This is a genomic window from Pseudomonas sp. NFACC25, from assembly GCF_900100935.1.
GTDB classification, from domain to species: domain Bacteria; phylum Pseudomonadota; class Gammaproteobacteria; order Pseudomonadales; family Pseudomonadaceae; genus Aquipseudomonas; species Aquipseudomonas marginalis.
On record NZ_FMUC01000003.1, the window covers coordinates 424339 to 450614 of the forward strand.

The 26276-nt window shown below is 60.1% G+C and carries 21 protein-coding genes; 18 read left to right on the forward strand and 3 right to left on the reverse strand.

Annotation, left to right across the window (positions count from 1 at the left end; genetic code table 11):
• Positions 1-64: 64 nt before the first annotated feature.
• The gene (locus BLQ09_RS09655) at positions 65-1708 is read left to right on the forward strand and encodes a Na+/H+ antiporter (protein WP_065948797.1); all 1644 of its coding nucleotides are present in this window, start codon (positions 65-67) and stop codon (positions 1706-1708) included.
• A 9-nt stretch (positions 1709-1717) separates the two neighbouring features.
• Here BLQ09_RS09655 and dapC read toward each other — a convergent pair whose 3' ends face one another.
• The 3 genes from dapC to map all read right to left on the reverse strand — a co-directional run bounded on the left by dapC (position 1718) and on the right by map (position 6527).
• Positions 1718-2917, reverse strand: a complete 1200-nt coding sequence (gene dapC / locus BLQ09_RS09660; protein ID WP_027604482.1) for a succinyldiaminopimelate transaminase — start codon at positions 2915-2917, stop codon at positions 1718-1720.
• A gap of 59 nt (positions 2918-2976) precedes the next feature.
• The gene (locus BLQ09_RS09665) at positions 2977-5679 is read right to left on the reverse strand and encodes a [protein-PII] uridylyltransferase (RefSeq protein ID WP_027604481.1); all 2703 of its coding nucleotides are present in this window, start codon (positions 5677-5679) and stop codon (positions 2977-2979) included.
• Between the two features lie 65 nt (positions 5680-5744).
• Positions 5745-6527, reverse strand: a complete 783-nt coding sequence (gene map / locus BLQ09_RS09670) for a type I methionyl aminopeptidase (protein WP_012722594.1) — start codon at positions 6525-6527, stop codon at positions 5745-5747.
• Positions 6528-6914: 387 nt separating this feature from the next.
• On the opposite strand from map, the gene rpsB reads away from it, so the two are divergent.
• The 17 genes from rpsB to BLQ09_RS09755 all read left to right on the forward strand — a co-directional run bounded on the left by rpsB (position 6915) and on the right by BLQ09_RS09755 (position 26234).
• Positions 6915-7652 (forward strand): 30S ribosomal protein S2, encoded by a 738-nt coding sequence (gene rpsB / locus BLQ09_RS09675; RefSeq protein WP_003219330.1) that lies wholly within the window; start codon positions 6915-6917, stop codon positions 7650-7652.
• A 192-nt stretch (positions 7653-7844) separates the two neighbouring features.
• Complete coding sequence (gene tsf / locus BLQ09_RS09680) at positions 7845-8708, forward strand: translation elongation factor Ts (protein WP_027604480.1); 864 nt, start codon at positions 7845-7847, stop codon at positions 8706-8708.
• Between the two features lie 211 nt (positions 8709-8919).
• The gene (pyrH, locus tag BLQ09_RS09685) at positions 8920-9663 is read left to right on the forward strand and encodes a UMP kinase (protein WP_003172271.1); all 744 of its coding nucleotides are present in this window, start codon (positions 8920-8922) and stop codon (positions 9661-9663) included.
• A complete protein-coding gene (gene frr / locus BLQ09_RS09690) occupies positions 9660-10217 on the forward strand; it encodes a ribosome recycling factor (RefSeq protein WP_027604479.1) in 558 nt (185 codons plus the stop codon). Before pyrH ends, frr begins: the two co-directional genes overlap by 4 nt.
• Positions 10218-10234: 17 nt before the next feature.
• A complete protein-coding gene (gene uppS, locus BLQ09_RS09695; RefSeq protein WP_027604478.1) occupies positions 10235-10990 on the forward strand; it encodes a polyprenyl diphosphate synthase in 756 nt (251 codons plus the stop codon).
• Positions 10991-11800: a phosphatidate cytidylyltransferase gene (locus tag BLQ09_RS09700; RefSeq protein ID WP_027604477.1), complete on the forward strand. Its 810-nt coding sequence runs from the start codon at positions 10991-10993 to the stop codon at positions 11798-11800.
• On the forward strand, positions 11797-12987 hold the full coding sequence (gene ispC, locus BLQ09_RS09705) for a 1-deoxy-D-xylulose-5-phosphate reductoisomerase (protein WP_027604476.1): 1191 nt from the start codon (positions 11797-11799) through the stop codon (positions 12985-12987). The genes BLQ09_RS09700 and ispC overlap by 4 nt, the downstream gene beginning before the upstream one ends.
• A gap of 54 nt (positions 12988-13041) precedes the next feature.
• The gene (gene rseP / locus BLQ09_RS09710; protein WP_027604475.1) at positions 13042-14394 is read left to right on the forward strand and encodes a sigma E protease regulator RseP; all 1353 of its coding nucleotides are present in this window, start codon (positions 13042-13044) and stop codon (positions 14392-14394) included.
• Between the two features lie 74 nt (positions 14395-14468).
• Positions 14469-16856: an outer membrane protein assembly factor BamA gene (gene bamA, locus BLQ09_RS09715; protein WP_053137245.1), complete on the forward strand. Its 2388-nt coding sequence runs from the start codon at positions 14469-14471 to the stop codon at positions 16854-16856.
• A 45-nt stretch (positions 16857-16901) separates the two neighbouring features.
• Positions 16902-17405 (forward strand): OmpH/Skp family outer membrane protein, encoded by a 504-nt coding sequence (locus BLQ09_RS09720; protein WP_003219314.1) that lies wholly within the window; start codon positions 16902-16904, stop codon positions 17403-17405.
• Positions 17406-17408: 3 nt separating this feature from the next.
• Positions 17409-18464: a UDP-3-O-(3-hydroxymyristoyl)glucosamine N-acyltransferase gene (gene lpxD / locus BLQ09_RS09725; RefSeq protein WP_027604473.1), complete on the forward strand. Its 1056-nt coding sequence runs from the start codon at positions 17409-17411 to the stop codon at positions 18462-18464.
• A 110-nt stretch (positions 18465-18574) separates the two neighbouring features.
• Positions 18575-19015, forward strand: coding sequence for a 3-hydroxyacyl-ACP dehydratase FabZ (gene fabZ, locus BLQ09_RS09730; protein ID WP_003172281.1), 441 nt, complete (start codon positions 18575-18577; stop codon positions 19013-19015).
• Positions 19012-19788 carry an acyl-ACP--UDP-N-acetylglucosamine O-acyltransferase gene (gene lpxA / locus BLQ09_RS09735; RefSeq protein WP_027604472.1) on the forward strand — a complete coding sequence of 259 codons (777 nt, stop codon included), beginning with the start codon at positions 19012-19014 and terminating at the stop codon, positions 19786-19788. The genes fabZ and lpxA overlap by 4 nt, the downstream gene beginning before the upstream one ends.
• 2 nt (positions 19789-19790) lie before the next feature.
• Entirely contained in the window at positions 19791-20930 is a 1140-nt protein-coding gene (gene lpxB / locus BLQ09_RS09740) for a lipid-A-disaccharide synthase (RefSeq protein WP_027604471.1), read from the forward strand.
• Positions 20927-21559: a ribonuclease HII gene (gene rnhB / locus BLQ09_RS09745; protein WP_027604470.1), complete on the forward strand. Its 633-nt coding sequence runs from the start codon at positions 20927-20929 to the stop codon at positions 21557-21559. The genes lpxB and rnhB overlap by 4 nt, the downstream gene beginning before the upstream one ends.
• Before the next feature lie 77 nt (positions 21560-21636).
• On the forward strand, positions 21637-25158 hold the full coding sequence (gene dnaE / locus BLQ09_RS09750; RefSeq protein WP_027604469.1) for a DNA polymerase III subunit alpha: 3522 nt from the start codon (positions 21637-21639) through the stop codon (positions 25156-25158).
• Positions 25159-25286: 128 nt separating this feature from the next.
• Positions 25287-26234 carry an acetyl-CoA carboxylase carboxyltransferase subunit alpha gene (locus BLQ09_RS09755; RefSeq protein WP_027604468.1) on the forward strand — a complete coding sequence of 316 codons (948 nt, stop codon included), beginning with the start codon at positions 25287-25289 and terminating at the stop codon, positions 26232-26234.
• Positions 26235-26276 lie beyond the last annotated feature (42 nt).

Below are 26276 nucleotides of genomic sequence, written 5' to 3' on the forward strand. Positions count from 1 at the left end.
CTTCAACGGCCAGTTGTTGCCTGATGTGTGTCGTTGCAAGCCGATCGTCCGGGAAACCCGCGTTATGCAAACCGCCTACACCGTTCTTATCCTGCTGATGCTGGTCAGCGTTTCGCGTCTGGTCGGACGTGTCATCCCCCTGCCGTTACCCCTGGTGCAGATTGCCGCCGGCGCCTTGCTGGCCTGGCCCACGCTGGGGCTGCACGTGGCGCTGGATCCGGAGTTGTTCCTGTTTCTGTTCCTGCCACCGCTGCTGTTCTCCGATGGCTGGCGCATGCCCAAGCGCGAATTGTGGCGCCTGCGTGGGCCGATCCTGACACTCGCCGTCGGGTTGGTGCTGTTCACCGTAGTCGGTGCCGGCTACTTCATTCATTGGCTATTGCCGACGATCCCGCTGCCGGTGGCCTTCGCCCTCGCGGCCGTGTTGTCGCCGACCGATGCCGTGGCCGTGTCGGCAATTGCCCAGAACCGCTTGCCGACGCCGCTGATGCATATGCTCCAGGGCGAAGCGTTGATGAATGACGCCTCGGGCCTGGTGACCTTCAAGTTCGCCTTGGCGGCCGCGTTGACCGGTGTGTTCTCGTTGGCCGATGCCAGCCTGACCTTTGTCTTGGTGGCCTTGGGCGGCCTGGCGGTGGGGGTGGCGCTGAGTTGGCTGGTCGGCCGCCTGCGCGCCTGGATGATTGCCCGGGGCTGGGATGATCCGGCAACGCATGTGGTGTTCATGTTGCTGCTGCCGTTTGCGGCCTACGTGTTGGCCGAACGCCTCGGCGCCTCGGGCATCTTGTCGGCGGTCGCGGCGGGCATGATGCAAAGCTGGCTCGACCTGCTGCCTCGCCAGACCAGCACGCGCCTGCTCAATCGCAGTGTCTGGTCATTGCTGGAGTTTGCCTTCAATGGCCTGATCTTCCTGCTGCTGGGCCTGCAATTGCCGGACATCATCAAGGCCGTGGCCAGTCATGAGCCGACGCTGTGGCCCACCTTGTTGTATCGCTGCCTGGATGTGATTGCGATTTTCCTGGTGTTGGTGGTGCTGCGTTTTATCTGGGTGCAGAGCATCTGGCGCCTATCGGGTTTGCTCCGGCGACTGCGTGGGAAAAGTGAGTTGACCCTGGTGCCCACTGCGCGTTCCTGCTGGCTGTTGACCGTGGGCGGTGTGCGCGGTGCGGTGACCCTGGCCGGTGTAATGTCGGTGCCATTGCTGTTGGTGCCAGGCCAGGATTTCCCCGAGCGCGACCTGCTGATCTTTATCGCAGCGGGTGTGATCCTGCTGTCGCTGATCGCCGCCTGCATCGCCCTGCCGCTGCTCTTGCGGGGCGTTGAAAAAAGTCCGGACGAAAAGCGCCATAACGAAGTGCGCGAGGCCTGGAAAAAAACCGCCGTGGCAGCGATTCACGCACTGGAGGCGGAAGAGCCCTTAGACTCGGAAACGTCCGACGCCGCCCAGGCGGCGCTGGCTACGGAGCTAAAGGCACGGCTGATGTCGGAATACCGCCATCAGTTGGAAGTGTTCAACGACTCAGCCGAAGCCCAGGCGCTCGCGATGCAGATGGACCTGCTCGAGCGAAAACTGCGGCTCAAGGCCCTGCGTGCGCAACGCTTGGAGTTGTACAGCTTGAGCCGTCATCACCAAATTGGTGATGACGTTTTGAGGGAAGTGTTGGCGGAGCTGGATATGAGTGAGGCGAATCTGGGCCAGATGAAATGACCCGGTTGCCTATCGACGACGCTGAATGAAAGCCCGAATCCGCTCGGCCGCTTCCACACACTCGGCCAGCGGTGCAACCAGCGCCAGGCGCACACGGCCAGCCCCGGGGTTGACGCCATCCACTTCCCGGGACAGGTAAGAGCCCGGCACCACGGTCACGTGTTCCTCCACGAACAAATCGCGGCAGAACGCGGCATCATCGCCTTGCACATTCGGCCACAGGTAGAAGCCGCCGTCCGGGGCCTGTACGTCCAGCACCGGCTTGAGGATTGCCAGCACGGCATCAAACTTCTCGCGGTACAGGTCGCGGTTGGCCTGCACATGGGCCTCGTCCTGCCAGGCCGCGATGCTTGCCAGCTGGGTTTGCACCGGCATCGCACAGCCATGGTAAGTGCGGTACAGCAGGAAACCCTTGAGGATCTCGGCGTCGCCCGCGACAAAGCCGGAGCGCAGGCCTGGCAGATTGGAACGCTTGGACAGGCTGTGGAACACCACGCAACGCTTGAAGTCCTGGCGACCCAGCTCGACGCACGCGCTGAGCAGGCCCGGTGGCGGGGTTTGTTCGTCGAAGTACAGTTCGCTGTAGCACTCGTCGGCGGCGATAACGAAGTCATATTCGTCGGCCAGGGCGATGAGTTTTTTCAGGGTGTCGACCGGGATCAGTGCACCGGTCGGGTTGCCGGGGGAGCACAGGAACAGGATCTGGCAGCGTTTCCAGATGTCCGGCGATACCGCGTCGAAATCCGGGTTGAAGCCGTTTTCATCCAGGCATGGCAGGTAATGCGGCTTGGCCCCGGCCAGGAACGCGGCGCCTTCGTAGATCTGGTAGAAGGGGTTCGGGCTGACCACCAGCGCGTCGTCGCCTCGGTTGACCACGGTCTGGGTGAAGGCGAACAGCGCTTCACGGGTGCCGTTGACCGGCAGGATAGTGCGCGCCGGATCCAGCCAGCCCTTGGGTACGTCGAAGCGGCGTTCGCACCAGGCACCGATGGCCTCCCGCAGGGCCGGGATGCCCAGGGTGGTGGGGTAGACCGCCATCTGGTCGAGGTTGTTGGCCAGGGCATCGGCAACGAACTGCGGCGATTTGTGCTTGGGTTCGCCGATGGACAACGCGATCGGGCGCTTGTCCGGGTTCGGCGTGACGCTGCCCAGCAGGGCGCGCAGCTTTTCGAACGGGTAGGGCTGGAGCTGGTTCAGGGCGTTGTTCATCGGTGGATCTCGTGCAAGGCGTTAAAAACTGGGAGGGGAGCGGTAGGCCGCTCCTGGTATCAAATCGTCAGGCGCGTCAGCTCGACACCGGGTTCCTGGGGCACGCTCAGCTGCTGCACGATCGCCGCCTGCAAGCGCAGGCACAGCTCCGGGTCGGACAGCGGCTGGTTATCGGCATCGGTAATAAAGAACACGTCCTCCACGCGCTCGCCGAGGGTCGCAATCTTGGCGTTCTGCAGTGACAAATCGAATTCCAGGAAAATGCCGCCGATTCGTGCCAGCAGGCCTGGCCTGTCCGGTGCGCTGAGTTCCAGCACGGTCACCGGGCGCTGTGCATCGTTGGAAATGGTCACCTGGGGCGCAAAGGCAAAGTGCTTGAGCTGACGCGGTACCCGGCGCTGGATGATCGTCGGGTAGTCGTCGGGGTTACGCAGGGCTTCGGTCAGGCCTTCGCGGATCTTTTTCACCCGCGCCGGGTTATCGCCGATGGACTCGCCTTCGGTGTCGAGCACGATATAGGTGTCGAGGGTGAACTGGCTGCTGGAGGTGATCACCCGTGCGTCGTGGATGTTCAGGTTGAGCTGGTCCATGGCCGCCACGGTCACGGCGAAGAAGTCGTGCTGGTCGGGCGCATAGATGAAGATCTGCGTGCCACCTTCGAATTCGCGCTGGGTGGTTTCCTTGATCAACACCAGCGGGCCGCCATCGGCCGGCTGCTGCAGGATCGCGTCACTGTGCCAGGCCACATCGCCGGCGGTGTGGCGCAGGAAGTAATCGTCCCCCAATTGCGACCACAGTTGCTCGACGTCGTCCGGGTCGTTGCCGCCGCGCACCAGGATGTCCAGGGCGGCGCTTTGGGTGCGGCGGATCTGCTCTTCGCGGTCCACCGGGTTTTCCAGGCCACGGCGCAGCGCGCGCTTGGTCTCGGTGTAGAGCTGGCGCAACAGGCTGGCGCGCCAGGAATTCCACAGGGTCGGGTTGGTGGCGTTGATGTCGGAAACGGTCAGCACGTACAGGTAGTCGAGGCGGGTTTCATCGCCGACAATCCCGGCGAAGTCGTGGATCACCTGCGGGTCGGACAAGTCCTTGCGCTGGGCCGTGGTCGACATTACCAGGTGGTTCTGCACCAGCCACACGATCAGGCGGCTGTCCCACAACGGCAGCTGGTGGCGTTGGCAGAACGCCTCGGCATCGACTGCGCCGATTTCCGAGTGATCGCCATGCCGGCCCTTGCCGATGTCGTGGTACAGGCCGGCCAGGTAGATCAACTCCGGTTTGGGCAGCTTGGCCATGAGCTTGCTGGCCAGCGGGAATTTCTCTGACACCTGGGTGTACTGCAACTTGCGCAGGTGCTTGATCAGGTTGAGGGTGTGGGCGTCCACGGTGTAGATGTGGAACAGGTCGTGCTGCATCTGCCCGACGATAAACCCGAACTCCGGCAGGTAACGCCCGAGGATGCCATAGCGGTTCATGCGCCGCAGGTTGCGGTGGATGCCGATCTTGCACTTGAACAGCTCGATAAACAGGCTGGTGTTGCGAATGTCGTTGCGAAAGTCATCGTCGATCAGGTGACGGTTTTCCCGCAGCAGGCGGATGGTGTCGGCGCGTACGCCCTTGATTTCCGGCTGCTGGGCCATCAGCACGAAGATTTCCAGCATGGCGAACGGAGTGCGGCGGAACACGTTGTCGTTGCGTGCCTCGATATAGCCGTCGTGCAGTTGGAAGCGCGAATTGATCGGCTGCGGCGGTGCTTCGTCTTCCGGAGCGAGGATCACTTCTTCGAAATGCTGGATGATCAGGTCGCTGAGCTGGGCAATGCTCATGACCACCCGGTAGTACTGCTGCATGAAGCTTTCGATGCTGGTCTTCGCGTCTTCGCCTTCAAACCCCAGCAGGGTGGCGATGGAGCGCTGGTGGTCGAACAGCAGGCGATCTTCGGAGCGCCCGGCGAGCATGTGCAGGGCGTAGCGCACTTTCCACAGGAATTCCTGGGACGATGCCAGCAGGGCGTTTTCGCTCTCCACCAGGAAGCCTTCTCCGGCCAGGGCGCGCAGGTTCAGGGTGCCGTATTGGCGACGTGCGACCCACAGAATCGTCTGGATGTCGCGCAACCCGCCCGGCGAGCCTTTGACGTTGGGTTCGAGGTTGTATTCGGTGTCGTTGTACTTGTGGTGCCGGGCCTTCTGCTCCGCACGCTTGGCCAGGAAGAAATCCTTGCTCGGCCACATGTGCGCGGTGCTGGTGACTTCGAGCATGCGCTGGCGCAGGCGCTCGGGGCCGGCGATGGTGCGGCTTTCCATCAGGTTGGTGATGACGGTCAGGTCGGCGCGGGCCTCTTCGGCGCACTCATCCACCGAGCGCACGCTCTGGCCGACTTCCAGGCCGATGTCCCACAGCAGTGTCAGAAAGCGCTCGATGGAATCGCGAAAGATCTCATGGTCGGCGCTGTCCAGCAGGATCAGCAGGTCGATGTCGGAGTACGGGTGCAGCTCGCCACGACCGTAGCCGCCGACCGCTACCAGGGCAATATCGGCGTCTTCGCTCCAGCTGAACTGTTCCCAGGCCTTTTGCAGGATGTTATCGACGAACCAGGCGCGGTCTTCGATCAGCCGGCGGATGTCCCGGCCGCTGCGAAAGCGCTCGTCGAGCACCTCGCGGGCCTGGCGGATCGCCTTTTTGAATGCGGCGATGGGGCTCGCCTTCAGTGCCAGCTCGGCCTGGAACTGGCCACGATCGAAGAGTTCGGGATCCACCTGGGGCATTGATCGGCTTTCCTTTCTATCTATCAGTCAGTCACAACACAGTTTGGGAAAACCTTGGCAGCCCTTCACGCCGAAACGCGTGGGATCGTGTCGTCGGCGCGCAGGGTGAAGATCTCGTAGCCGGTCTCGGTGACCAGCAGGGTATGTTCCCACTGGGCCGAGAGCTTGCGGTCCTTGGTGATGGCGGTCCAGCCGTCGCCCAGCACCTTGGTGTCGGCCTTGCCCTGGTTGATCATCGGCTCGATGGTAAAGGTCATGCCTGCCTTGAGCTCCATGCCGGTGCCGGCGCGGCCGTAGTGCAGGATCTGCGGTTCTTCGTGGAAGACCGTACCGATACCGTGACCGCAGAATTCGCGCACTACCGAGAAACCGTTCTTTTCGGCGTGCTTCTGGATCACTTCACCGATGTCGCCCAGGCGGCAGCCAGGCTTGACGATCTCGATGGCCTTGTACATGCATTCCTGGGTGACCTGGGACAGGCGCTCGGCCCACACCGGCACGGTGCCGACGTGGAACATGCGGCTGGTGTCGCCGAAGTAGCGGTCCTTGATCACGGTGACGTCGATGTTCAGGGTGTCGCCGTCCTTCAACGGCTTGTCGCCCGGAATCCCGTGGCAGACCACGTGATTGACCGAAGTACAGATCGACTTGGGGAAGCCCTTGTAGTTCAGCGGCGCAGGAATGGCGCCCTGCACATTGACTATATAGTCGTGGCAGATCTGGTTCAGGGTTTCCGTGGTAACGCCGGGCTTGACGTGCTCGGCAATCATTTCCAGCACATCGGCAGCCAGTTTGCCGGCAATGCGCATGCCGGCGATGTCTTCGGCGGTTTTCAAACTAACGGTCATACAGGCTCTCTCTAGCGCGATGCGCTGAAATCAATACGGTTTACGGGCGTGCGACAAAAGGTTGCAGAATTCGCACAAGCGCCAAAAAACGCGATTCTAACAGACGCGGGCGGCAAATCATGAGCCCCCGACGATCGCTTCTCTCTATCAGATGGGGTTATATCGGCTCTATTCAAAGGCTTGCGTACACGTCGCCCAGGCCAAATGTGATTGCGTGTTTCGTTTTCGCCCTTCGTGTGGTATAAAATGCGCCGCTTTCCGGGGATACCCCGAAAAGCTTAAATCCACACACGTGTCGACACGATGACCTGGGTGCCGGAGGCCTTGATGCCGCTGGTTGGTCATTGGGATACGTGGAGGCCAAACCCGACTTATTAAGGAACTATCATGTCCCAAGTCAACATGCGCGATATGCTGAAGGCCGGTGTGCACTTCGGTCACCAGACCCGTTACTGGAACCCGAAAATGGGTAAATACATTTTCGGCGCGCGTAACAAGATCCACATCATCAACCTTGAAAAAACCCTGCCAATGTTCAACGAAGCTCTGACTTTCGTAGAGCGCCTGGCCCAGGGCAAAAACAAGATCCTGTTCGTCGGCACCAAGCGTTCCGCTGGCAAGATCGTTGCTGAAGAAGCAGCACGTTGCGGTTCGCCGTACGTCGATCACCGCTGGTTGGGCGGCATGCTGACCAACTTCAAAACCATCCGTGCTTCCATCAAGCGTCTGCGTGACCTTGAAGTGCAGGCCGAAGACGGTACTTTCGCCAAGCTGACCAAGAAAGAAGCGCTGATGCGCACTCGTGACCTGGAAAAGCTCGATCGTTCCCTGGGTGGCATCAAGGACATGGGCGGTCTGCCTGACGCACTGTTCGTTATCGACGTTGATCACGAGCGCATCGCGATCACCGAAGCCAACAAGCTGGGCATCCCTGTTATCGGCGTAGTCGATACCAACAGCAGCCCGGAAGGCGTTGACTACATCATCCCAGGCAACGATGACGCCATCCGCGCCATCCAGCTGTACATGGGTTCGATGGCTGACGCTGTCATCCGTGGTCGCAACCACGTTGCTGGTGGCACCGAGCAGTTCGTTGAAGAAGCTCCGGTAGCCGCAGCTGAGTAATTGACGCCCTGGCGTTGACTCAGTAAGCAAAAAGGGGGCTTGGCCCCCTTTTTGCCACCTCGAAAACCATTTGTCAGCAGCGCAGCTACATCACCTGTAACGTGCAGCGGCTAACAAGGGTGGTTCGGGAAGAATTGATCCCCCGTTCGATCGGGTGGAATGGTTGAAAACCTATCCAAGAGGAATTTGAAAATGGCAGCAATTACTGCAGCGTTGGTTAAAGAACTGCGTGAGCGTACCGGCGAAGGCATGATGGATTGCAAGAAAGCCCTGGAAAAGGCTGACGGCGACATCGAAAAAGCCATTGATGACATGCGTGCTTCCGGCGCCATCAAGGCTGCCAAGAAAGCAGGCAACGTGGCTGCTGAAGGTGCTATCGCTCTGAAAGAAGACGGCAAATCTGCTGTTCTGCTGGAAGTGAACTCCCAGACCGACTTCCTGGCCCTGCAGGACGACTTCAAGGCATTTGTTGCTGCCAGCGTTGAAAAAGCGTTCGCCGACAAGCTGACTGACGTCGCTCCGCTGATCGCCGCTCAAGAAGCTGATCGCCTGGTACTGGTCGGCAAGGTTGGCGAAAACGTCAACATCCGTCGCCTGGTGCGCGTTGAAGGTGATGTCGTCGGTGGTTACCTGCACGGCAACAAGATCGGCGTTGCAGTGGTCCTGAAGGGCGGCAACGTTGAGCTGGCCAAAGACATCGCTATGCACGTAGCGGCCAGCAACCCTGAGTTCCTGCTGCCTTCGGAAGTTTCTGCCGAAGCGATCGAGCGTGAAAAAGCTGTGTTCCTGCAGCTGAACGAAGAAAAAATCAAAGGCAAGCCAGAAAACATTGTTGAGAACATGGTCAAGGGCCGTATCAGCAAGTTCCTGGCTGAGGCAAGCCTGGTTGAGCAGGCGTTCGTCAAGAACCCTGAAATCAAGGTTGGCGAACTGGCCAAGAAAGCCGGTGCTGAAATCGTTTCCTTCACTTACTTCAAGGTAGGCGAAGGCATCGAGAAGCCGGTCGACAACTTCGCTGAAGAAGTTGCTGCCCAGCTGGCTGCCGCCAAGCAATAAGACAGTTTTTAACTGTCGCCCGAAAGAGGCTGCCCGCTCACGCGCGCAGCCTCTTTTCAAATGGGCAGGCCGATTTAATTTGGCTTACCCTCGGAACTGGCTTACAAAGCCGTGTTCCGATGGCGCTGTGAGAGCGTCCAGCTAGAGTGAACGCAAGCCGTAAACGGCTCGCCAAGAATTTTTTAAAAATACGCCGCAGGAGAGATTCGCAATGGCTCAGCAGGGCAGTGGTTATCAGGCTCGCTATAAACGCATTCTACTCAAGCTTAGCGGCGAGGCCCTGATGGGCTCGGAAGAGTTCGGGATCGACCCCAAGGTGCTCGACCGCATGGCGCTGGAAGTCGGCCAGTTGGTCGGCATCGGCGTGCAGGTCGGCCTGGTGATCGGTGGCGGTAACCTGTTCCGCGGCGCGGCATTGAGTGCGGCCGGCATGGATCGGGTCACCGGCGACCACATGGGCATGCTGGCCACTGTGATGAACGCCCTGGCCATGCGTGACGCCCTGGAGCGTGCCAATATCTCGGCTATCGTGATGTCGGCTATTTCCATGGTGGGTGTGACCGATCACTATGATCGTCGCAAAGCCATGCGCCACCTGAACGCCAAAGAGGTGGTGATCTTCGCTGCCGGTACCGGCAACCCGTTCTTCACCACGGACTCGGCTGCTTGCCTGCGCGCCATCGAGATCGATGCCGACGTGGTGCTCAAGGCGACCAAGGTAGATGGCGTGTACACCGCAGACCCATTCAAAGACCCGCATGCCGAGAAGTTCGATCATCTGACCTACGATGAAGTGCTGGATCGCAAGCTGGGCGTGATGGACCTGACGGCTATTTGCCTGTGCCGCGACCACAAGATGCCGCTGCGCGTATTTAACATGAACAAGCCCGGTGCCCTGCTGAATATCGTACACGGCGGCGCGGAAGGGACTCTGATCGAGGAAGGCCAACAATGATCAACGAAATCAAGAAAGACGCCCAAGCGCGTATGCAGAAATCCCTGGAGTCTCTGAGCCACGCATTCGGCCAGATTCGTACCGGCAAGGCGCACCCGAGCATCCTGGGCAGCGTGATGGTGCCTTATTACGGCACTGATACCCCGCTGAGCGGCGTGGCCAACGTTACCGTAAAGGATTCGCGCACCCTGCAGGTCGTGGCCTTCGAGCGCAACATGCTCGCGGCAGTCGACAAGGCCATCCAGAGCGCCGGCCTGAACCTCAACCCCACCAACCTGGGTGAGTTGCTGCTGATCTCCATGCCGGCCCTGACTGAAGAAACCCGCAAGGGCTTCACCAAGCAGGCCCGCAGCGCGGCTGAAGATGCACGGGTTGCAGTGCGTAACATTCGTCGTGATGCCTTGGGCGAGCTGAAGAAGCTGGTCAAGGACAAGGAAATCAGCGAAGACGAAGAGCGTCGTGCCGTCGCCGATATCGACAAGCTGACCAAGGAAGCCGAGGCGAAGATCACCCAGGCAACCGACGAAAAAGAAAAGGACCTGATGGCCGTATAAGGGGTCAGGACGCCTTCATGGAAAAGACCAAGCAGACTGTGCCCTCCGTGGTGCCGCGCCATGTCGCGATCATCATGGATGGGAATAATCGCTGGGCGAAGAAACGCTTTATGCCGGGTGTCGCCGGGCATAAGGCGGGTGTCGATGCGGTGCGGGCCGTGATCGAGGTGTGTGCCGAGGCCAAGGTCGAGGTATTGACCCTGTTCGCGTTCTCCAGTGAAAACTGGCAGCGGCCCGCCGAAGAAGTCAGTGCCTTGATGGATCTGTTCTTCAAGGCCCTGCGTCGTGAGGCCAAGCGCCTGAATGACAACAACATCAGCCTGCGCATCATCGGCGACCGCTCGCGCTTTCACCCGGAACTGCAGGCGGCCATGCGTGAAGCCGAGGCGATCACTGCCGGCACTGACCGCTTTGTGCTGCAAATCGCGGCCAACTACGGTGGCCAGTGGGATATTGCCCAGGCTGCGCAGCGACTGGCCCGCGAAGTGCAGGCCGGTCATCTGAGGCCGGACGACATCACGCCTGAACTGTTACAGACCTGCCTGGTGACCGGCGACCTGCCGTTGCCTGACTTGTGTATCCGTACCGGTGGTGAGCATCGCATCAGCAATTTCCTCTTATGGCAATTGGCCTATACCGAGTTGTACTTCTCCGACCTGTTCTGGCCGGACTTCAAACACGATGCCATGCGCACTGCGCTGGCCGATTTCGCTTCCCGTCAGCGTCGCTTCGGTAAAACGAGTGAGCAGATCGAAGCTGGAGCCCGGGTTTAAATGCTTAAACAACGAATCATCACCGCACTGATACTGTTGCCGATTGCCTTGTGCGGGTTTTTCCTGCTGGATGGCTCCGGCTTTGCGCTGTTTATCGGCCTGGTGGTAACCCTGGGTGCCTGGGAGTGGGCGCGATTGGCAGGTTTCAATGCGCAGTTGCCGCGTGTGGTGTATGCCCTTGTGGTGGCGGTGCTGCTGTTTCTGATGCACACCCTGTCGAGCATTATCGTGCCTTGGGTGTTGGGGGCGGCGGTGCTGTGGTGGGCGCTTGCGACCTACCTGGTGCTGACTTTTCCGCGCAGCAGTGGCCAGTGGTCCAGTGTCGCCAGCAAGCTGGTGATTGGCTTGTTGATTCTGTTGCCTGCCTGGCAAGGGCTGGTGGAGGTCAAGAATTCGCCCATGGGTAACTGGCTGATCATGGCGGTGATGGTGCTGGTCTGGGGCGCAGACATCGGCGCCTACTTCTCTGGCCGGGCCTTCGGCAAGCGCAAGCTGGCGCCGGCAGTCAGTCCGGGCAAGAGTTGGGAAGGCGTGTATGGCGGCCTGGCGTTGACGCTGGTGATCACGCTTGTAGTGGGTTTGGTGCGCGACTGGTCGGCGAAGGAGATCTTCCTGGCCCTGCTGGGCACGGCCATCGTCGTATTTATCTCGGTGGTCGGTGATCTCACCGAAAGCATGTTCAAGCGCCAGGCCGGGATCAAGGACAGCAGCAACCTGCTGCCGGGTCATGGCGGGGTGCTGGATCGTATCGATAGCCTTACCGCAGCCATCCCGATCTTTGCCGTGCTGTTGTGGATGACCGCTTCGTGAGCCGCCTGCAACAAGTGACCGTGCTGGGTGCAACCGGCTCGGTAGGGTTGAGCACCCTGGATGTGATCGCTCGTCATCCTGACCGCTATCAAGTGTTTGCCTTGACCGGGTTCACCCGCCTCAGCGAACTGCTGGCACTGTGCGTGCGCCACGTGCCGCGCTTTGCCGTGGTGCCCGGGCGTTCGGCGGCACGGAGCCTGCAGGATGACCTGCGGGCTGCCGGGCTGGCCACTCAGGTATTGGTAGGGGAGGAGGGGTTGTGCCAGGTCTCGGCCGATGCCGAGGTGGATACAGTGGTGGCCGCTATCGTCGGTGCGGCCGGCTTGCGCCCGACCTTGGCTGCCGTGGATGCGGGCAAGAAGATCCTGCTGGCCAACAAAGAAGCGCTGGTGATGTCCGGCGCGCTCTTCATGCAGGCGGTGCGCAAGAGCGGCGCCGTATTGCTGCCCCTCGACAGTGAACACAATGCGATCTTCCAATGCATGCCCGGCGACTTTGCTCGTGGCCTGGGCCAGGTGGGTGTGCGTCGGATTCTGCTGACCGCGTCGGGTGGTCCTTTCCGGCAAACTCCCTTGGGGGAGTTGGAGCAGGTGTCTCCGGACCAGGCGTGCGCTCATCCTAACTGGTCGATGGGGCGCAAGATCTCCGTCGACTCGGCAAGCATGATGAATAAAGGCCTGGAGTTGATCGAGGCGTGCTGGTTGTTCGATGCGCGACCGGATCAGGTCGAGGTGGTGATTCACCCGCAAAGTGTGATTCATTCACTGGTCGACTATGTGGATGGCTCGGTATTGGCCCAATTGGGTAATCCGGATATGCGCACCCCGATCGCCAATGCCCTGGCCTGGCCGGAGCGAATCGATTCCGGTGTGGCGCCACTGGACCTGTTTGCCATTGCCCGCTTGGACTTCGAGGCGCCGGACGAGCAACGTTTTCCGTGCCTGCGTCTGGCGCGTGAGGCGGCGGAGGCAGGTAACAGCGCGCCGGCGATGCTCAACGCGGCGAATGAAGTGGCCGTGGCGGCGTTTCTCGAACGGCGCATCCGCTTTCCGCAGATCGCGAGTATCATCGAGGACGTCCTGGGTCTTGAACCCGTGGTGGCAGTCAATGACCTCGGCGCGGTATTCGAGGCGGACACCAAGGCACGGGCCTTGGCCGAACAATGGTTGGACCGCAACGCGCGTTAGTCTTGTGGGCGCGATTGAGCCCTGGGGCACTGGATTGGAATGCGGAGAAATTAGATGAGTGCGCTTTACATGATTGTCGGCACCCTGGTTGCTCTGGGTGTGCTGGTTACCTTCCACGAATTCGGCCACTTCTGGGTGGCACGTCGTTGCGGCGTCAAGGTACTGCGCTTTTCCGTCGGTTTCGGCATGCCACTGGTTCGCTGGCACGACCGGCATGGCACCGAGTTCGTGATCGCGGCCATCCCGTTGGGTGGCTACGTCAAGATGCTCGATGAGCGTGAAGGTGAAGTGCCGGCCGATCAGTTGGACCAATCCTTCAATCGCAAGACCGTTCGTCAGCGTATCGCCATTGTTGCGGCCGGTCCTATCGCCAACTTCCTCCTGGCGATGCTGTTTTTCTGGGTCCTGGCCATGCTCGGCAGCGAGCAGGTGCGTCCTGTCATCGGCGCGGTCGAGGCGGATAGTATTGCCGCCAAGGCAGGTCTGGTCGCAGGGCAGGAAATTGTTTCCATTGATGGTGAGCCGACGACGGGTTGGGGCGCGGTCAATTTGCAGCTGGTCCGTCGTTTGGGTGAAAGCGGCACCGTCAACGTCGTGGTGCGTGAGCAGGACTCCAGTGCCGAGACCCCGCGCACGTTGGCCTTGGACCATTGGCTCAAGGGCGCTGACGAGCCTGATCCGATCAAGTCCCTGGGCATCCGTCCATGGCGTCCTGCGCTGCCGCCAGTGCTTGCCGAGCTGGATCCGAAGGGGCCGGCCCAGGCCGCTGGCCTGAAAACCGGCGATCGCTTGCTGGCCCTCGATGGCCAGGTGTTGGGTGAGTGGCAGCAGGTAGTCGACCTGGTGCGCGTACGCCCTGATACAAGGATTGTGCTGAAAATTGAGCGTGACGGTGCTCAAATCGACGTCCCCGTGACCCTGGCGGTACGTGGGGAAGCCAAGGCGGCCGGGGGTTACCTGGGTGCAGGCGTCAAGAGTCCGGAGTGGCCGCCCTCGATGGTGCGTGAGGTCAGTTTCGGGCCGCTGGCGGCCATTGGCGAGGGTGCAAAACGCACCTGGACCATGAGTGTGCTGACCCTCGAATCCCTCAAGAAAATGTTGTTCGGCGAGCTCTCGGTAAAAAACTTGAGTGGACCGATAACCATTGCTAAAGTGGCGGGCGCTTCTGCCCAGTCGGGTGTCGCGGATTTCCTGAATTTCCTGGCTTATCTGAGTATCAGCCTGGGTGTTCTGAATTTGCTGCCCATTCCAGTATTGGATGGGGGGCATCTGTTGTTTTATCTGGTCGAGTGGGTGCGTGGTCGCCCCTTGTCGGATCGGGTGCAGGGTTGGGGGATACAGATCGGTATCAGCTTGGTGGTCGGGGTGATGTTATTAGCCTTGGTCAACGATCTGGGTCGACTGTAACGCTTCGCTGAATTGCGAATCTGCCGCATTTTGCGGCAGTTTGTTTATTGCCAGTTGGAATAAGAAAGGACTTCATGAAACGTCTGCTGCTAACTGCGGTTCTCACCGTATTGATGATCGCCGAAGTTCACGCCGAGTCCTTCACCATCTCCGATATTCGCGTCAACGGCCTCCAGCGGGTTTCCGCGGGTAGCGTCTTTGGTGCCTTGCCGTTGAACGTCGGGGAACAGGCTGATGACCGTCGCCTGGTGGAATCCACTCGTGCGCTGTTCAAAACCGGGTTCTTTCAAGACATCCAACTGGGTCGCGAAGGTAACGTCCTGGTCATCACCGTCGTCGAGCGACCTTCCGTCGCCAGTATCGAGATCGAAGGCAACAAGGCGATCTCCACTGAAGACCTGATGAAAGGCCTGAAGCAATCCGGCCTGGCCGAGGGCGAGATCTTCCAGCGCGCCACCCTTGAAGGTGTGCGTAACGAACTGCAGCGCCAGTACGTTGCCCAGGGTCGCTACTCCGCGACCGTGGAAACGGAAGTCGTGCCGCAGCCTCGTAACCGTGTCGGCCTCAAGGTCAACATCAACGAAGGTACCGTGGCGGCCATTCAGCACATCAACGTGGTGGGCAACACCAAGTTCGCTGATGAAGACCTGATCGACCTGTTCGAGCTCAAGACCACCAACTGGTTGTCGTTCTTCAAGAACGATGACAAGTACGCCCGCGAAAAACTCTCCGGTGACCTGGAGCGCCTGCGTTCCTACTACCTGGACCGTGGCTATATCAACATGGATATCGCTTCGACCCAGGTGTCCATCACCCCGGACAAGAAGCACGTCTACATCACTGTCAACGTCAACGAAGGCGAGAAGTACAAGGTTCGTGACGTTAAGCTCAGCGGCGACTTGAAAGTGCCTGAAGACCAGGTCAAGGCCCTGTTGCTGGTGCAGAAAGACCAGGTGTTCTCGCGCAAGCTGATGACCACCACGTCCGAACTGATCACCCGTCGCCTGGGTAACGAAGGCTATACCTTCGCCAACGTCAACGGCGTGCCTACCCCCCACGATGAAGACCACACCGTGGACATCACCTTTGTCGTCGACCCAGGCAAGCGTGCCTACGTGAACCGCATCAACTTCCGTGGCAACACCAAGTCCGCGGACGAAGTGCTGCGCCGCGAAATGCGCCAGATGGAAGGTGGCTGGGCGTCGACTTACCTGATCGACCAGTCCAAGACCCGTCTTGAGCGCCTGGGCTTCTTCAAGGAAGTGAACGTCGAAACGCCAGCCGTACCGGGTGTGGATGACCAGGTTGACGTGAACTACGCCGTGGAAGAGCAAGCGTCGGGTTCGATCACCGCCAGTGTCGGTTTCGCACAGAGTGCCGGCCTGATCCTCGGTGGTTCCATCACCCAGAACAACTTCCTGGGTACCGGTAACAAGGTGTCCATCGGCCTGACCCGAAGCGAATACCAGAGCCGTTATAACTTCGGTTATGTCGACCCCTACTGGACCGCGGACGGTGTGAGCCTGGGCTACAACGCCTTCTATCGCACCACCGACTACAAAGACCTCGACGTCGACGTAGCCAGCTATGCAATCGACAGCCTGGGCGTAGGCGCCAACATCGGTTATCCGATCAGCGAGACCTCGCGCCTGACCTTCGGCCTGACTGCGCAACAGGATGAGATCAAGACCGGTGTGTACACCGTGGACGAGATCTTCGACTTCACTCGCAAGGAAGGCGACAAGTTCCTGAACTTCAAGGCGTCCGCCGGCTGGTCCGAGTCGACCCTGAACAAAGGCGTGCTTGCCACCCGTGGTCATTCCCAGAGCCTGACGCTGGAAGCAACGACGCCGGGCAGCGACCTGTCGTTCTTCAAGCTCGACTACCGTGGCCAGTTGTTCCAGCCGCTGAGCGATAACTACACCATGCGCCTGCACACCGAGCTGGGCTATGGCGACGGTTATGGTTCCACCAATGGGCTGCCGTTCTACGAGAACTACTACGCGGGTGGCTTCAACTCCGTGCGGGGCTTCAAGGACAGCACCCTGGGTCCACGTGGTACACCGAGCCGTGGCGTTGGTGTGACCGGTAACCAGGGCACCGTCGCTGACTCCGACAACGACCCGCTGCCATTCGGTGGTAACGTGTTGATCCAGGGTGGTGCGGAAATCCTGTTCCCGCTGCCGTTCGTCAAGGATCAGCGGTCCCTGCGTACTTCGGTCTTCTGGGATGTGGGTAACGTGTTCGACTCCAAGTGCGAACAGATCACCAACCCAAGCGGCGTGAAGTCACGGACTGAGTGCAACGACGTGAGCCTCAGCAACCTGGCGAGCTCGGTGGGTGTCGGTGTGACCTGGGTGACTGCGCTTGGCCCGTTGAGCTTTGCTCTGGCCATGCCGATCAAGAAACCGGATAACGCTGAAACCCAGATTTTCCAATTCTCCCTCGGCCAGACGTTCTAAGCGTCTGACCCAAGATAACGACAACGGATTCTGTAGGAGTACATCGTGCGTAAGTTGACTCAATTGGTTCTGCTGGCCACCGTGCTGGTAGCCACCCCGGCCTTCGCCGAAATGAAAATCGCCGTCCTGAACTATCAGATGGCCCTGCTGGAATCCGATGCGGCCAAGAAATACGCCGTGGATGCCGAGAAAAAATTCGGTCCGCAACTGACCAAGCTCAAGACGTTGGAAAGCAGCGCCAAGGGTATCCAGGACCGTCTGGTAGCGGGTGGCGACAAGATGCAGCAAGGCGAGCGCGAGCGTCTGGAGCTTGAGTTCAAGCAAAAGGCCCGTGACTACCAGTTCCAATCCAAGGAGCTGAACGAAGCCAAGGCTGTTGCCGACCGTGAAATGCTGAAACAGCTGAAGCCTAAACTCGACAGCGCCGTGGAAGAAGTCATCAAGAAAGGTGCCTTTGACCTGGTGTTCGAGCGTGGCGCCGTGATTGACGTCAAGCCTCAATACGACATCACCCGTCAGGTGATCGAGCGCATGAACCAGCTGAAGTAAGCCATGACCGCGACTATCAAGCTCGGCGAGTTGGCCGAGTTCCTGGGAGCCACCTTGCGTGGTTCCCCGGAGAAGGAAATTACTGGGCTAGCCACCTTGCAGGAGGCTGGCCCAGCTCAGTTGAGCTTCCTCGCAAACCCCCAATACCGTAAATACCTGGTCGACTGCCAGGCCGCAGCCGTGTTGCTGAAGGCCGCTGACGCCGAGAGTTACGCCGGGGATGCCCTGGTAGTGGCTGACCCCTACCTGTCGTACGCAAAGGCGTCGCATCTGTTCGACCCGAAGCCCAAGGCAGCAGGTGGTGTTCATCCGTCTGCGGTTATCGCCGATGATGCCCAGGTTGACCCTGCGGCCAGCATCGGTGCGTTTGCGGTGATCGAGAGCGGCGCACGCATCGCGGCCGGTGTAACGGTCGGTGCACATTGCTTTATCGGCGCTCGCTGTGTAATCGGCGCCGATGGTTGGCTGGCACCTCGCGTGACCCTGTACCACGACGTGCGTATCGGTGAACGTGTGGTCATTCAGTCGGGTGCGGTGATCGGCGGTGAAGGCTTTGGCTTTGCCAACTCGAAAGGCGCCTGGCACAAGATCGCCCAGGTCGGCGGCGTATTGATCGGCGACGACGTGGAAATCGGTGTCAACACGGCGGTCGATCGCGGGGCCCTGGCCGATACCGTGATCGGTAACGGCGTGAAGCTCGACAACCAGATCCAGATCGCCCACAACGTGCAGATTGGCGATCACACCGCCATGGCCGCCTGTGTAGGCATTTCCGGCAGCACCCGGATCGGCAAGCATTGCATGCTCGCCGGTGGCGTAGGGCTGGTGGGGCATATCGATATTTGCGACAACGTTTTCATCACCGGCATGACCATGGTCACCCACTCGATTACCGAACCGGGGGCCTACTCATCTGGTACCGCCATGCAGCCCGCAGCTGAATGGCGCAAGAGCGCAGCACGTTTGAGGCAGCTCGACGACATGGCTCGACGTCTCAAACAGCTGGAAAAGCGTGTTGGGGACGTGACCCCTGGCGGTAATGCTTCATCAGAAGGCTGATACCATTTCCATATCAAGTGTGCACAGCCGCTAGACTGCCTCCTTGATTTGCTAGCGGGGCGTGCGTTTAGTCGCCCGCCCCCAATCTTTATTACAGGCTTCCCCCCGAAATGATGGACATCAACGAGATTCGCGAATACCTGCCTCACCGTTACCCGTTCCTGCTGGTGGACCGTGTAGTGGACCTGAATGTTGAGGAAAAGCGCATTCGTGCCTACAAGAATGTCAGCATCAACGAACCGTTCTTCAACGGTCACTTTCCCGCGCATCCCATCATGCCGGGCGTATTGATCATCGAAGCAATGGCCCAGGCTGCCGGTATCCTTGGTTTCAAAATGCTCGACCTCAAGCCTGCCGACGGCACGCTTTACTATTTCGTGGGCTCCGACAAGTTGCGCTTTCGCAACCCGGTTACCCCGGGTGACCAGTTGATCCTGGAAGCCAAGTTCATCAGCTGCAAGCGCCAGATCTGGAAGTTCGAATGCCAGGCCTCGGTAGATGGCAAGCCGGTGTGCTCTGCCGAGATCATCTGTGCGGAACGCAAACTATGAGTTTGATTGACCCTCGCGCAATCATCGATCCGTCGGCCGTACTGGCCGCCGACGTTGAGGTCGGCCCCTGGTCGATCATCGGCGCAGGTGTGGAAATCGGCGAGGGGACTGTCATCGGGCCGCACGTGATCCTCAAGGGTCCGACCCGCATTGGCAAACATAACCGCATCTACCAGTTTTCCTCGGTAGGCGAAGACACCCCGGACATGAAGTACAAGGGTGAAGAAACCCGCCTGGTAATCGGTGATCACAACATCATCCGTGAAGGCGTGACCATTCACCGTGGCACCGTGCAGGATCGTGCCGAGACCACGCTGGGTGATCACAACCTGGTCATGGCCTATGCCCATATCGGTCATGACAGCGTGATCGGCAACCACTGCATCCTGGTCAACAACACCGCGTTGGCTGGCCATGTACACGTTGACGATTGGGCGATCCTGTCCGGTTTTACCCTGGTGCATCAGTATTGCCATATCGGCGCCCACAGCTTTTCCGGCATGGGCACTGCCATCGGCAAGGACGTTCCGGCGTTCGTCACGGTGTTCGGCAACCCGGCCGAAGCCCGCAGCATGAACTTCGAAGGCATGCGCCGTCGTGGCTTCAGCGAAGAGGCGATCCACGCCCTGCGCCGCGCCTACAAGGTGGTCTACCGTCAGGGGCTGACGGTGGACCAGGCGTTGATCCAACTGGCCGAGCCGGCAGCGTTGTTTCCGGAAGTCGCGGTGTTCCGTGACTCGATCCAGGCGTCGACCCGCGGCATCACCCGCTGATCATGGCTACTCTGCGTATCGCGCTGGTGGCCGGAGAAGCTTCCGGCGACATTTTGGGCGCAGGTCTGATGCGGGCACTCAAGGCCCGGCACCCTGCGGTGGAATTTATCGGTGTCGGCGGCCCGCTGATGCAGGCCGAAGGCCTGACGTCATACTTCCCCATGGAGCGTCTGTCGGTCATGGGGCTGGTCGAGGTGCTGGGTCGCCTGCGTGAGCTCCTGGCTCGTCGCAAGCTGCTGATCCAGACGCTGATCGAAGAAAAGCCCGACGTGTTTATCGGCATCGATGCGCCGGACTTCACCCTCAATATCGAACTCAAGTTGCGTCAGGCCGGGATCAAGACCGTGCACTACGTCAGCCCCTCTGTGTGGGCGTGGCGGCAGAAACGTGTGTTGAAGATCCGCGAAGGCTGCGACCTGATGTTGACCCTGTTGCCGTTCGAGGCCAGGTTCTACGAGGAGAAGGGCGTGCCGGTAAGGTTTGTCGGGCATACCCTGGCTGACAGCATTCCTTTGCAGGCTGATCGTGCAGCCGCGCGTGCCGAGCTGGGGTTGCCCGAAGGCCCGCTCGTTGCGCTGATGCCGGGCAGTCGAGGCGGCGAAGTGGGCCGTCTTGCCAGCGTGTTTTTCGATGCTGCCGAGCGCCTGCAAGCCTTGAAGCCCGGGATACGGTTCGTGTTGCCCTGCGCCAGCCCGCAACGGCGTGCACAAATCGAGACACTGCTGGTCGGTCGCAATCTGCCATTGACCCTGCTCGACGGCCAGTCGCACCTGGCCCTGGCGGCCTGTGATGCGGTGCTGATCGCTTCGGGCACCGCGACCTTGGAGGCCCTGCTCTACAAGCGCCCGATGGTCGTGGCCTATCGCCTGGCACCGCTGACCTTCTGGATTCTCAAGCGCATGGTCAAAAGTCCTTACATCTCCTTGCCCAACTTGCTGGCCCAGCGCTTGTTGGTGCCGGAATTATTGCAGGACGATGCAACCCCCGAAGCCCTCGCGCAAACCCTATTGCCCTTGATCGACGGCGGCGAAGAACAGACCCGCGGTTTTGACGACATTCACCGCACCCTGCGCCGTGATGCCTCGAACCAGGCGGCCGACGCCGTATTGACCTTGATCGGCCAAAAACAGGAAGCTTTATGAGCACGCAAATAGGCCTGGATTTCAGCCTCGTTGCCCAAACCCACGAACTGGTGGCCGGTGTTGACGAAGTGGGGCGCGGCCCGCTGTGTGGCGCGGTGGTGACGGCGGCCGTGATCCTGGATCCGAACCGTCCGATCCTGGGCCTCAACGACTCGAAAAAACTCACCGAAGCGCGTCGTGAAAAACTCTACGACGAAATCTGTGAAAAGGCCCTGAGCTGGCATATCGCCCGGGCCGAAGTCGAAGAAATCGACGAATTGAACATTCTGCACGCCACGATGCTGGCCATGCAGCGTGCCGTTGAAGGCCTGCATATCACGCCAAAACTGGCGATGATCGATGGCAACCGTTGCCCGAAGCTGGCGATGCCGGCTGAGGCGGTGGTCAAGGGTGATAGCAAGGTTCCAGCCATTGCCGCCGCGTCGATCCTGGCCAAGGTCAGCCGAGACCGTGAAATGGCTGCCTTCGAATTGATTTACCCCGGCTACGGCATCGGGGGCCATAAAGGCTATCCGACGCCCGTTCATCTGGAAGCCCTGGCCCGTCTCGGCCCAACGCCGATCCATCGGCGCTCGTTTGCCCCGGTGCGCCAGGCTTATGAGCTGCGCGAGAACCTCAGCGAGGTTTAGTCGCAAGGCTGATGTTTTTGCCAAGGCCCGGTACAATCCCGGGCCTTGTTGTTTCTAAGTTTCTGGACAGGATCACTATGCCGGCTTCATTCGTTCACCTGCGCCTGCACACTGAATACTCCCTGGTCGACGGCCTTGTACGGATCAAACCGCTGGTCAAGACCCTGGTGGGCATGAACATGCCTGCGGTCGCGGTTACCGATCAGAACAACATGTGCTCCCTGGTCAAGTTCTACAAGAACGCCATGGGCGCCGGCATCAAGCCGATCTGCGGCGCCGACCTGTGGCTGTCCAACAAAGACCCGGATAACCCCCTGAGCCGCATCAGCCTGCTGGCGATGAATGGCGTGGGTTATCGCAACCTCACCGAATTGATTTCCCGTGGCTTTATCGACGGCCAGCGCAACGGTTCGATCATCATCGAGCGCGAATGGGTCGCCGAGGCCAGCGAAGGCCTGATCATGCTGTCGGCCGCCAAGGAGGGCGAGATCGGTATCGCACTGCTGGGCGGCAATCCCCATGAAGCCGAAGTGCTGGCAAGGGAGTGGATGCAGGTCTTCCCCGACCGTTTCTACCTGGAAGTCCAGCGCACCAACCGCCCCAACGATGAAGAGCATCTGCACGCCGCCGTAGCCCTGGCCGACAAGCTGGGCGCGCCCTTGGTGGCGACCAACGATGTGCGCTTTATCAAGAAGGAAGATTTCGAGGCCCACGAAACCCGCGTGTGCATCGGTGAAGGCCGGGCCCTGGATGACCCGCGTCGTTCCAAGAACTACAGCGAAGAGCAGTACCTCAAGAGCGCGGAGGAGATGGCCGAGCTGTTCAGCGACCTGCCCGAGGCCCTGGAAAACTCCGTCGAGATCGCCAAGCGCTGCAATATCGAAGTGAAGCTGGGCAAGCACTTTTTGCCCAACTTCCCGATTCCCGATGGCATGACCATCGACGAGTATTTCCGCAAGGTGTCGTTTGATGGTCTGGAGGAGCGGCTCTCCGTCCTGCTGCCGAGGGACACCACCGAAGATTACGAGGCCAAGCGCCAGGTTTATGTCGATCGGCTGAATTTCGAGCTGGATATCATCATCCAGATGGGGTTCCCCGGTTACTTCCTGATCGTGATGGACTTTATCCAGTGGGCCAAGAGCAACGGCGTGCCGGTAGGCCCGGGCCGGGGCTCGGGTGCCGGCTCGCTGGTCGCCTATGTACAGAAGATCACCGACCTTGATCCGCTGGAATATGACCTGCTGTTCGAACGGTTCCTGAACCCGGAACGGGTGTCCATGCCCGACTTCGACGTCGACTTCTGTATGGACGGTCGCGACCGTGTGATCGAATACGTGGCCGAGAAATACGGTCGCAACGCCGTGAGCCAGATCATCACCTTCGGTTCCATGGCGGCCAAGGCGGTTATCCGTGACGTAGCGCGGGTGCAGGGTAAGTCCTACGGCCTGGCGGACCGCCTGTCGAAGATGATCCCGTTCGAAGTCGGCATGACCCTGGAAAAAGCCTACGAGCAGGAAGAGATCCTGCGCGACTTCATCAAGGTCGATGAAGAGGCCGCCGAAATCTGGGAGATGGCGCGCAAGCTCGAGGGCGTGGTGCGTAACGTCGGTAAGCACGCCGGTGGTGTGGTCATTGCGCCGACCAAGCTGACTGACTTTTCGCCTATCTATTGCGATGAAGAGGGCGGCGGCCTGGTCACCCAGTTCGACAAGGACGATGTGGAGGCGGCCGGCCTGGTGAAGTTCGACTTCCTCGGCCTGCGCACCCTGACGATCATCGACTGGGCACTCAAGACCATCAACCGCGACCGCGCCAAGGTCAACGAAGAACCGCTGGATATCGCCTTCATCCCGCTGGACGACAAGCCCACCTACACCTTGCTGCAAAAAGCCGAAACCACGGCGGTGTTCCAGCTTGAATCCCGCGGCATGAAAGAGCTGATCAAAAAGCTCAAGCCCGACTGCCTGGAAGACTTGATCGCACTGGTGGCCCTGTTCCGTCCGGGCCCGCTGCAATCGGGCATGGTGGATGACTTCATCAACCGTAAGCACGGTCGTGCCGAGCTGGCGTACCCGCACTCCGACTACCAGTACGAAGGCCTCAAGCCGGTATTGGCGCCGACCTACGGCATCATCCTGTACCAGGAACAGGTGATGCAGATCGCCCAGGTGATGGCCGGCTACACCCTCGGTGGCGCGGACATGCTGCGGCGTGCGATGGGTAAGAAAAAGCCCGAGGAAATGGCCAAGCAACGCGGCGGTTTCATTGAGGGTTGCGCCACCAACAATATCGATGCCGACCTGGCCGGTAACATTTTCGACCTGGTGGAAAAATTCGCCGGTTACGGCTTCAACAAATCCCACTCCGCCGCCTACGGCCTGGTGTCGTACCAGACCGCCTGGCTGAAAGCCCACTACCCGGCGCCGTTCATGGCTGCGGTACTTTCGGCGGATATGCACAACACCGACAAGGTCGTGACCTTGATCGAGGAAGTGCGCACCATGAAGCTGCGCCTCGACGCGCCGGACGTGAACGCCTCGGAGTTCAAGTTCACGGTGAACGACGAAGGCCGCATCATCTATGGCCTGGGCGCTATCAAGGGCGTGGGCGAAGGCCCGGTGGAAGCCATCACCGAAGCGCGCCAGGACGGACCGTTCAAGGATCTGTTCGACTTCTGCGCACGGGTTGACCTCAAGCGCATCAACAAACGTACCCTCGATGGTCTTATCCGCAGCGGCGCACTCGACCGTCTCGGCCCGTATTTCCATGATGAGCCGAAGGCGTACCAGGCGAATATCGACCGCAACCGCGCGGTGCTGCTCACCGCCATGGAAGAAGCGATCAAGGCCGCCGAACAGACCGCCCGCACCCACGACAGCGGCCACGCCGACCTGTTTGGCGGGTTGTTCGTCGAAGAAGATGCGGATGTGTATGCCAACCACCGCAAGGCCAAGGACCTGACCCTCAAGGAGCGCCTCAAGGGTGAAAAAGACACCTTGGGCCTGTACCTCACCGGTCACCCGATTGACGAATATGAAGGCGAAATCCGCCGTTTTGCCCGTCAACGTATTATCGACCTGAAGCCGGCGCGTGATACCCAGACCGTCGCCGGCATGATCATCGCCCTGCGAGTGATGAAAAACAAAAAGGGCGACAAGATGGGCTTTATCACCCTCGACGACCGCTCGGGCCGGATCGAAGCGTCGCTGTTTGCCGACGCCTTTCACTCCGCGCAGTCGTTGCTGCAGACCGACGCGATGGTGGTGGTGGAAGGCGAGGTCAGCAACGATGACTTCTCCGGCGGCCTGCGCCTGCGGATCAAACGGGTGATGAGCATGGAAGATGCGCGCACCAACCTGGCCGAGAGCCTGCGCCTGAAGGTGAAAACCGAAGCCCTCAAGGGCGATCAGCTACGCTGGTTGGGTGACCTGCTCAAGCGCCATCGTGGCGCGTGCCCGGTGACCATGGAGTACACCGGCAATGACGCCAAGGCCATGTTGCAGTTCGGTGAGACCTGGCGAATTGATCCCGCTGATGGCTTGATTCAAGCATTGCGTGACCAGTTCGGGCGAGACAACGTCTTCCTCCAATACCGTTGACGGTCAGAACGCCTGACCTCGGCTCAACATTTAATCTCGACCTAAACGCGCCTCTCCCTTAAGGTAGGGCGCGAATAGACAACCGGCTGGCCAGGCACTCCCTGGCCGTCGACCCAAGACGGACGCTTATGAACCCGAATTTTCTTGATTTCGAACAGCCGATCGCTGACCTGCAAGCCAAGATCGAAGAACTGCGCCTGGTCGGCAATGACAATTCGCTGAACATCGGCGATGAGATTGCCCGCCTGCAAGACAAGAGCAGCACGCTTACCGAAGACATCTTCGGCAAGCTGACCAGTTGGCAGATCGCGCGCCTGGCCCGCCACCCGCGCCGTCCGTACACCCTGGACTACATTCAGCACATCTTCACCGAGTTCGACGAGTTGCACGGCGACCGCCACTTCTCCGACGACGCGGCCATCGTGGGCGGTATCGCTCGCCTGGACGACCAGCCGGTCATGGTCATCGGTCACCAGAAAGGCCGTGAAGTGCGCGAGAAAGTGCGTCGCAACTTCGGCATGCCGCGTCCGGAAGGCTACCGCAAGGCCTGCCGCCTGATGGAAATGGCCGAGCGCTTCAAGATGCCGATCCTGACCTTCATCGACACGCCGGGTGCATACCCGGGTATCGACGCCGAAGAGCGCAACCAGAGCGAAGCGATTGCCTGGAACCTGCGAGTGATGGCCCGCCTGAAAACCCCGATCATCGCCACCGTGATTGGTGAAGGTGGCTCCGGCGGTGCACTGGCGATTGGCGTCTGCGACCAGTTGAACATGCTGCAATATTCGACCTATGCGGTGATCTCGCCGGAAGGTTGCGCCTCGATCCTGTGGAAAACCGCAGAAAAGGCGCCGGACGCTGCTGAAGCCATGGGCATCACCGCCGATCGCCTCAAAGGCTTGGGTATCGTCGACAAAGTGATCGCCGAGCCATTGGGCGGCGCCCACCGCGACCCGTCCGCCGCCGCCGCGACTATCCGTGCCGAGTTGGGTTCGCAACTGGCGATGCTCAAGAAGCTGGATAACGAAGCGCTGCTGGCCCGTCGCTACGAGCGCCTGATGAGCTACGGCCTCTAAGGCCGCAGCGGTACTAATGTGGGAGGGGGCTTGCCCCCGATT

Bases quoted from the DNA above. Each gene is read 5' to 3' on its own strand.
- BLQ09_RS09755 (WP_027604468.1), top strand. From the start codon at position 25,287: ATGAACCCGAATTTTCTTGATTTCGAACAGCCGATCGCTGACCTGCAA.
- BLQ09_RS09655 (WP_065948797.1), top strand. From the start codon at position 65: ATGCAAACCGCCTACACCGTTCTTATCCTGCTGATGCTGGTCAGCGTT.
- tsf (WP_027604480.1), top strand. From the start codon at position 7,845: ATGGCAGCAATTACTGCAGCGTTGGTTAAAGAACTGCGTGAGCGTACC.
- uppS (WP_027604478.1), top strand. From the start codon at position 10,235: ATGGAAAAGACCAAGCAGACTGTGCCCTCCGTGGTGCCGCGCCATGTC.
- BLQ09_RS09700 (WP_027604477.1), top strand. From the start codon at position 10,991: ATGCTTAAACAACGAATCATCACCGCACTGATACTGTTGCCGATTGCC.
- rnhB (WP_027604470.1), top strand. From the start codon at position 20,927: ATGAGCACGCAAATAGGCCTGGATTTCAGCCTCGTTGCCCAAACCCAC.
- fabZ (WP_003172281.1), top strand. From the start codon at position 18,575: ATGATGGACATCAACGAGATTCGCGAATACCTGCCTCACCGTTACCCG.
- rseP (WP_027604475.1), top strand. From the start codon at position 13,042: ATGAGTGCGCTTTACATGATTGTCGGCACCCTGGTTGCTCTGGGTGTG.
- lpxD (WP_027604473.1), top strand. From the start codon at position 17,409: ATGACCGCGACTATCAAGCTCGGCGAGTTGGCCGAGTTCCTGGGAGCC.
- pyrH (WP_003172271.1), top strand. From the start codon at position 8,920: ATGGCTCAGCAGGGCAGTGGTTATCAGGCTCGCTATAAACGCATTCTA.
- map (WP_012722594.1), bottom strand. From the start codon at position 6,527: ATGACCGTTAGTTTGAAAACCGCCGAAGACATCGCCGGCATGCGCATT.
- lpxA (WP_027604472.1), top strand. From the start codon at position 19,012: ATGAGTTTGATTGACCCTCGCGCAATCATCGATCCGTCGGCCGTACTG.
- dnaE (WP_027604469.1), top strand. From the start codon at position 21,637: ATGCCGGCTTCATTCGTTCACCTGCGCCTGCACACTGAATACTCCCTG.
- rpsB (WP_003219330.1), top strand. From the start codon at position 6,915: ATGTCCCAAGTCAACATGCGCGATATGCTGAAGGCCGGTGTGCACTTC.
- bamA (WP_053137245.1), top strand. From the start codon at position 14,469: ATGAAACGTCTGCTGCTAACTGCGGTTCTCACCGTATTGATGATCGCC.
- frr (WP_027604479.1), top strand. From the start codon at position 9,660: ATGATCAACGAAATCAAGAAAGACGCCCAAGCGCGTATGCAGAAATCC.
- lpxB (WP_027604471.1), top strand. From the start codon at position 19,791: ATGGCTACTCTGCGTATCGCGCTGGTGGCCGGAGAAGCTTCCGGCGAC.
- BLQ09_RS09665 (WP_027604481.1), bottom strand. From the start codon at position 5,679: ATGCCCCAGGTGGATCCCGAACTCTTCGATCGTGGCCAGTTCCAGGCC.
- dapC (WP_027604482.1), bottom strand. From the start codon at position 2,917: ATGAACAACGCCCTGAACCAGCTCCAGCCCTACCCGTTCGAAAAGCTG.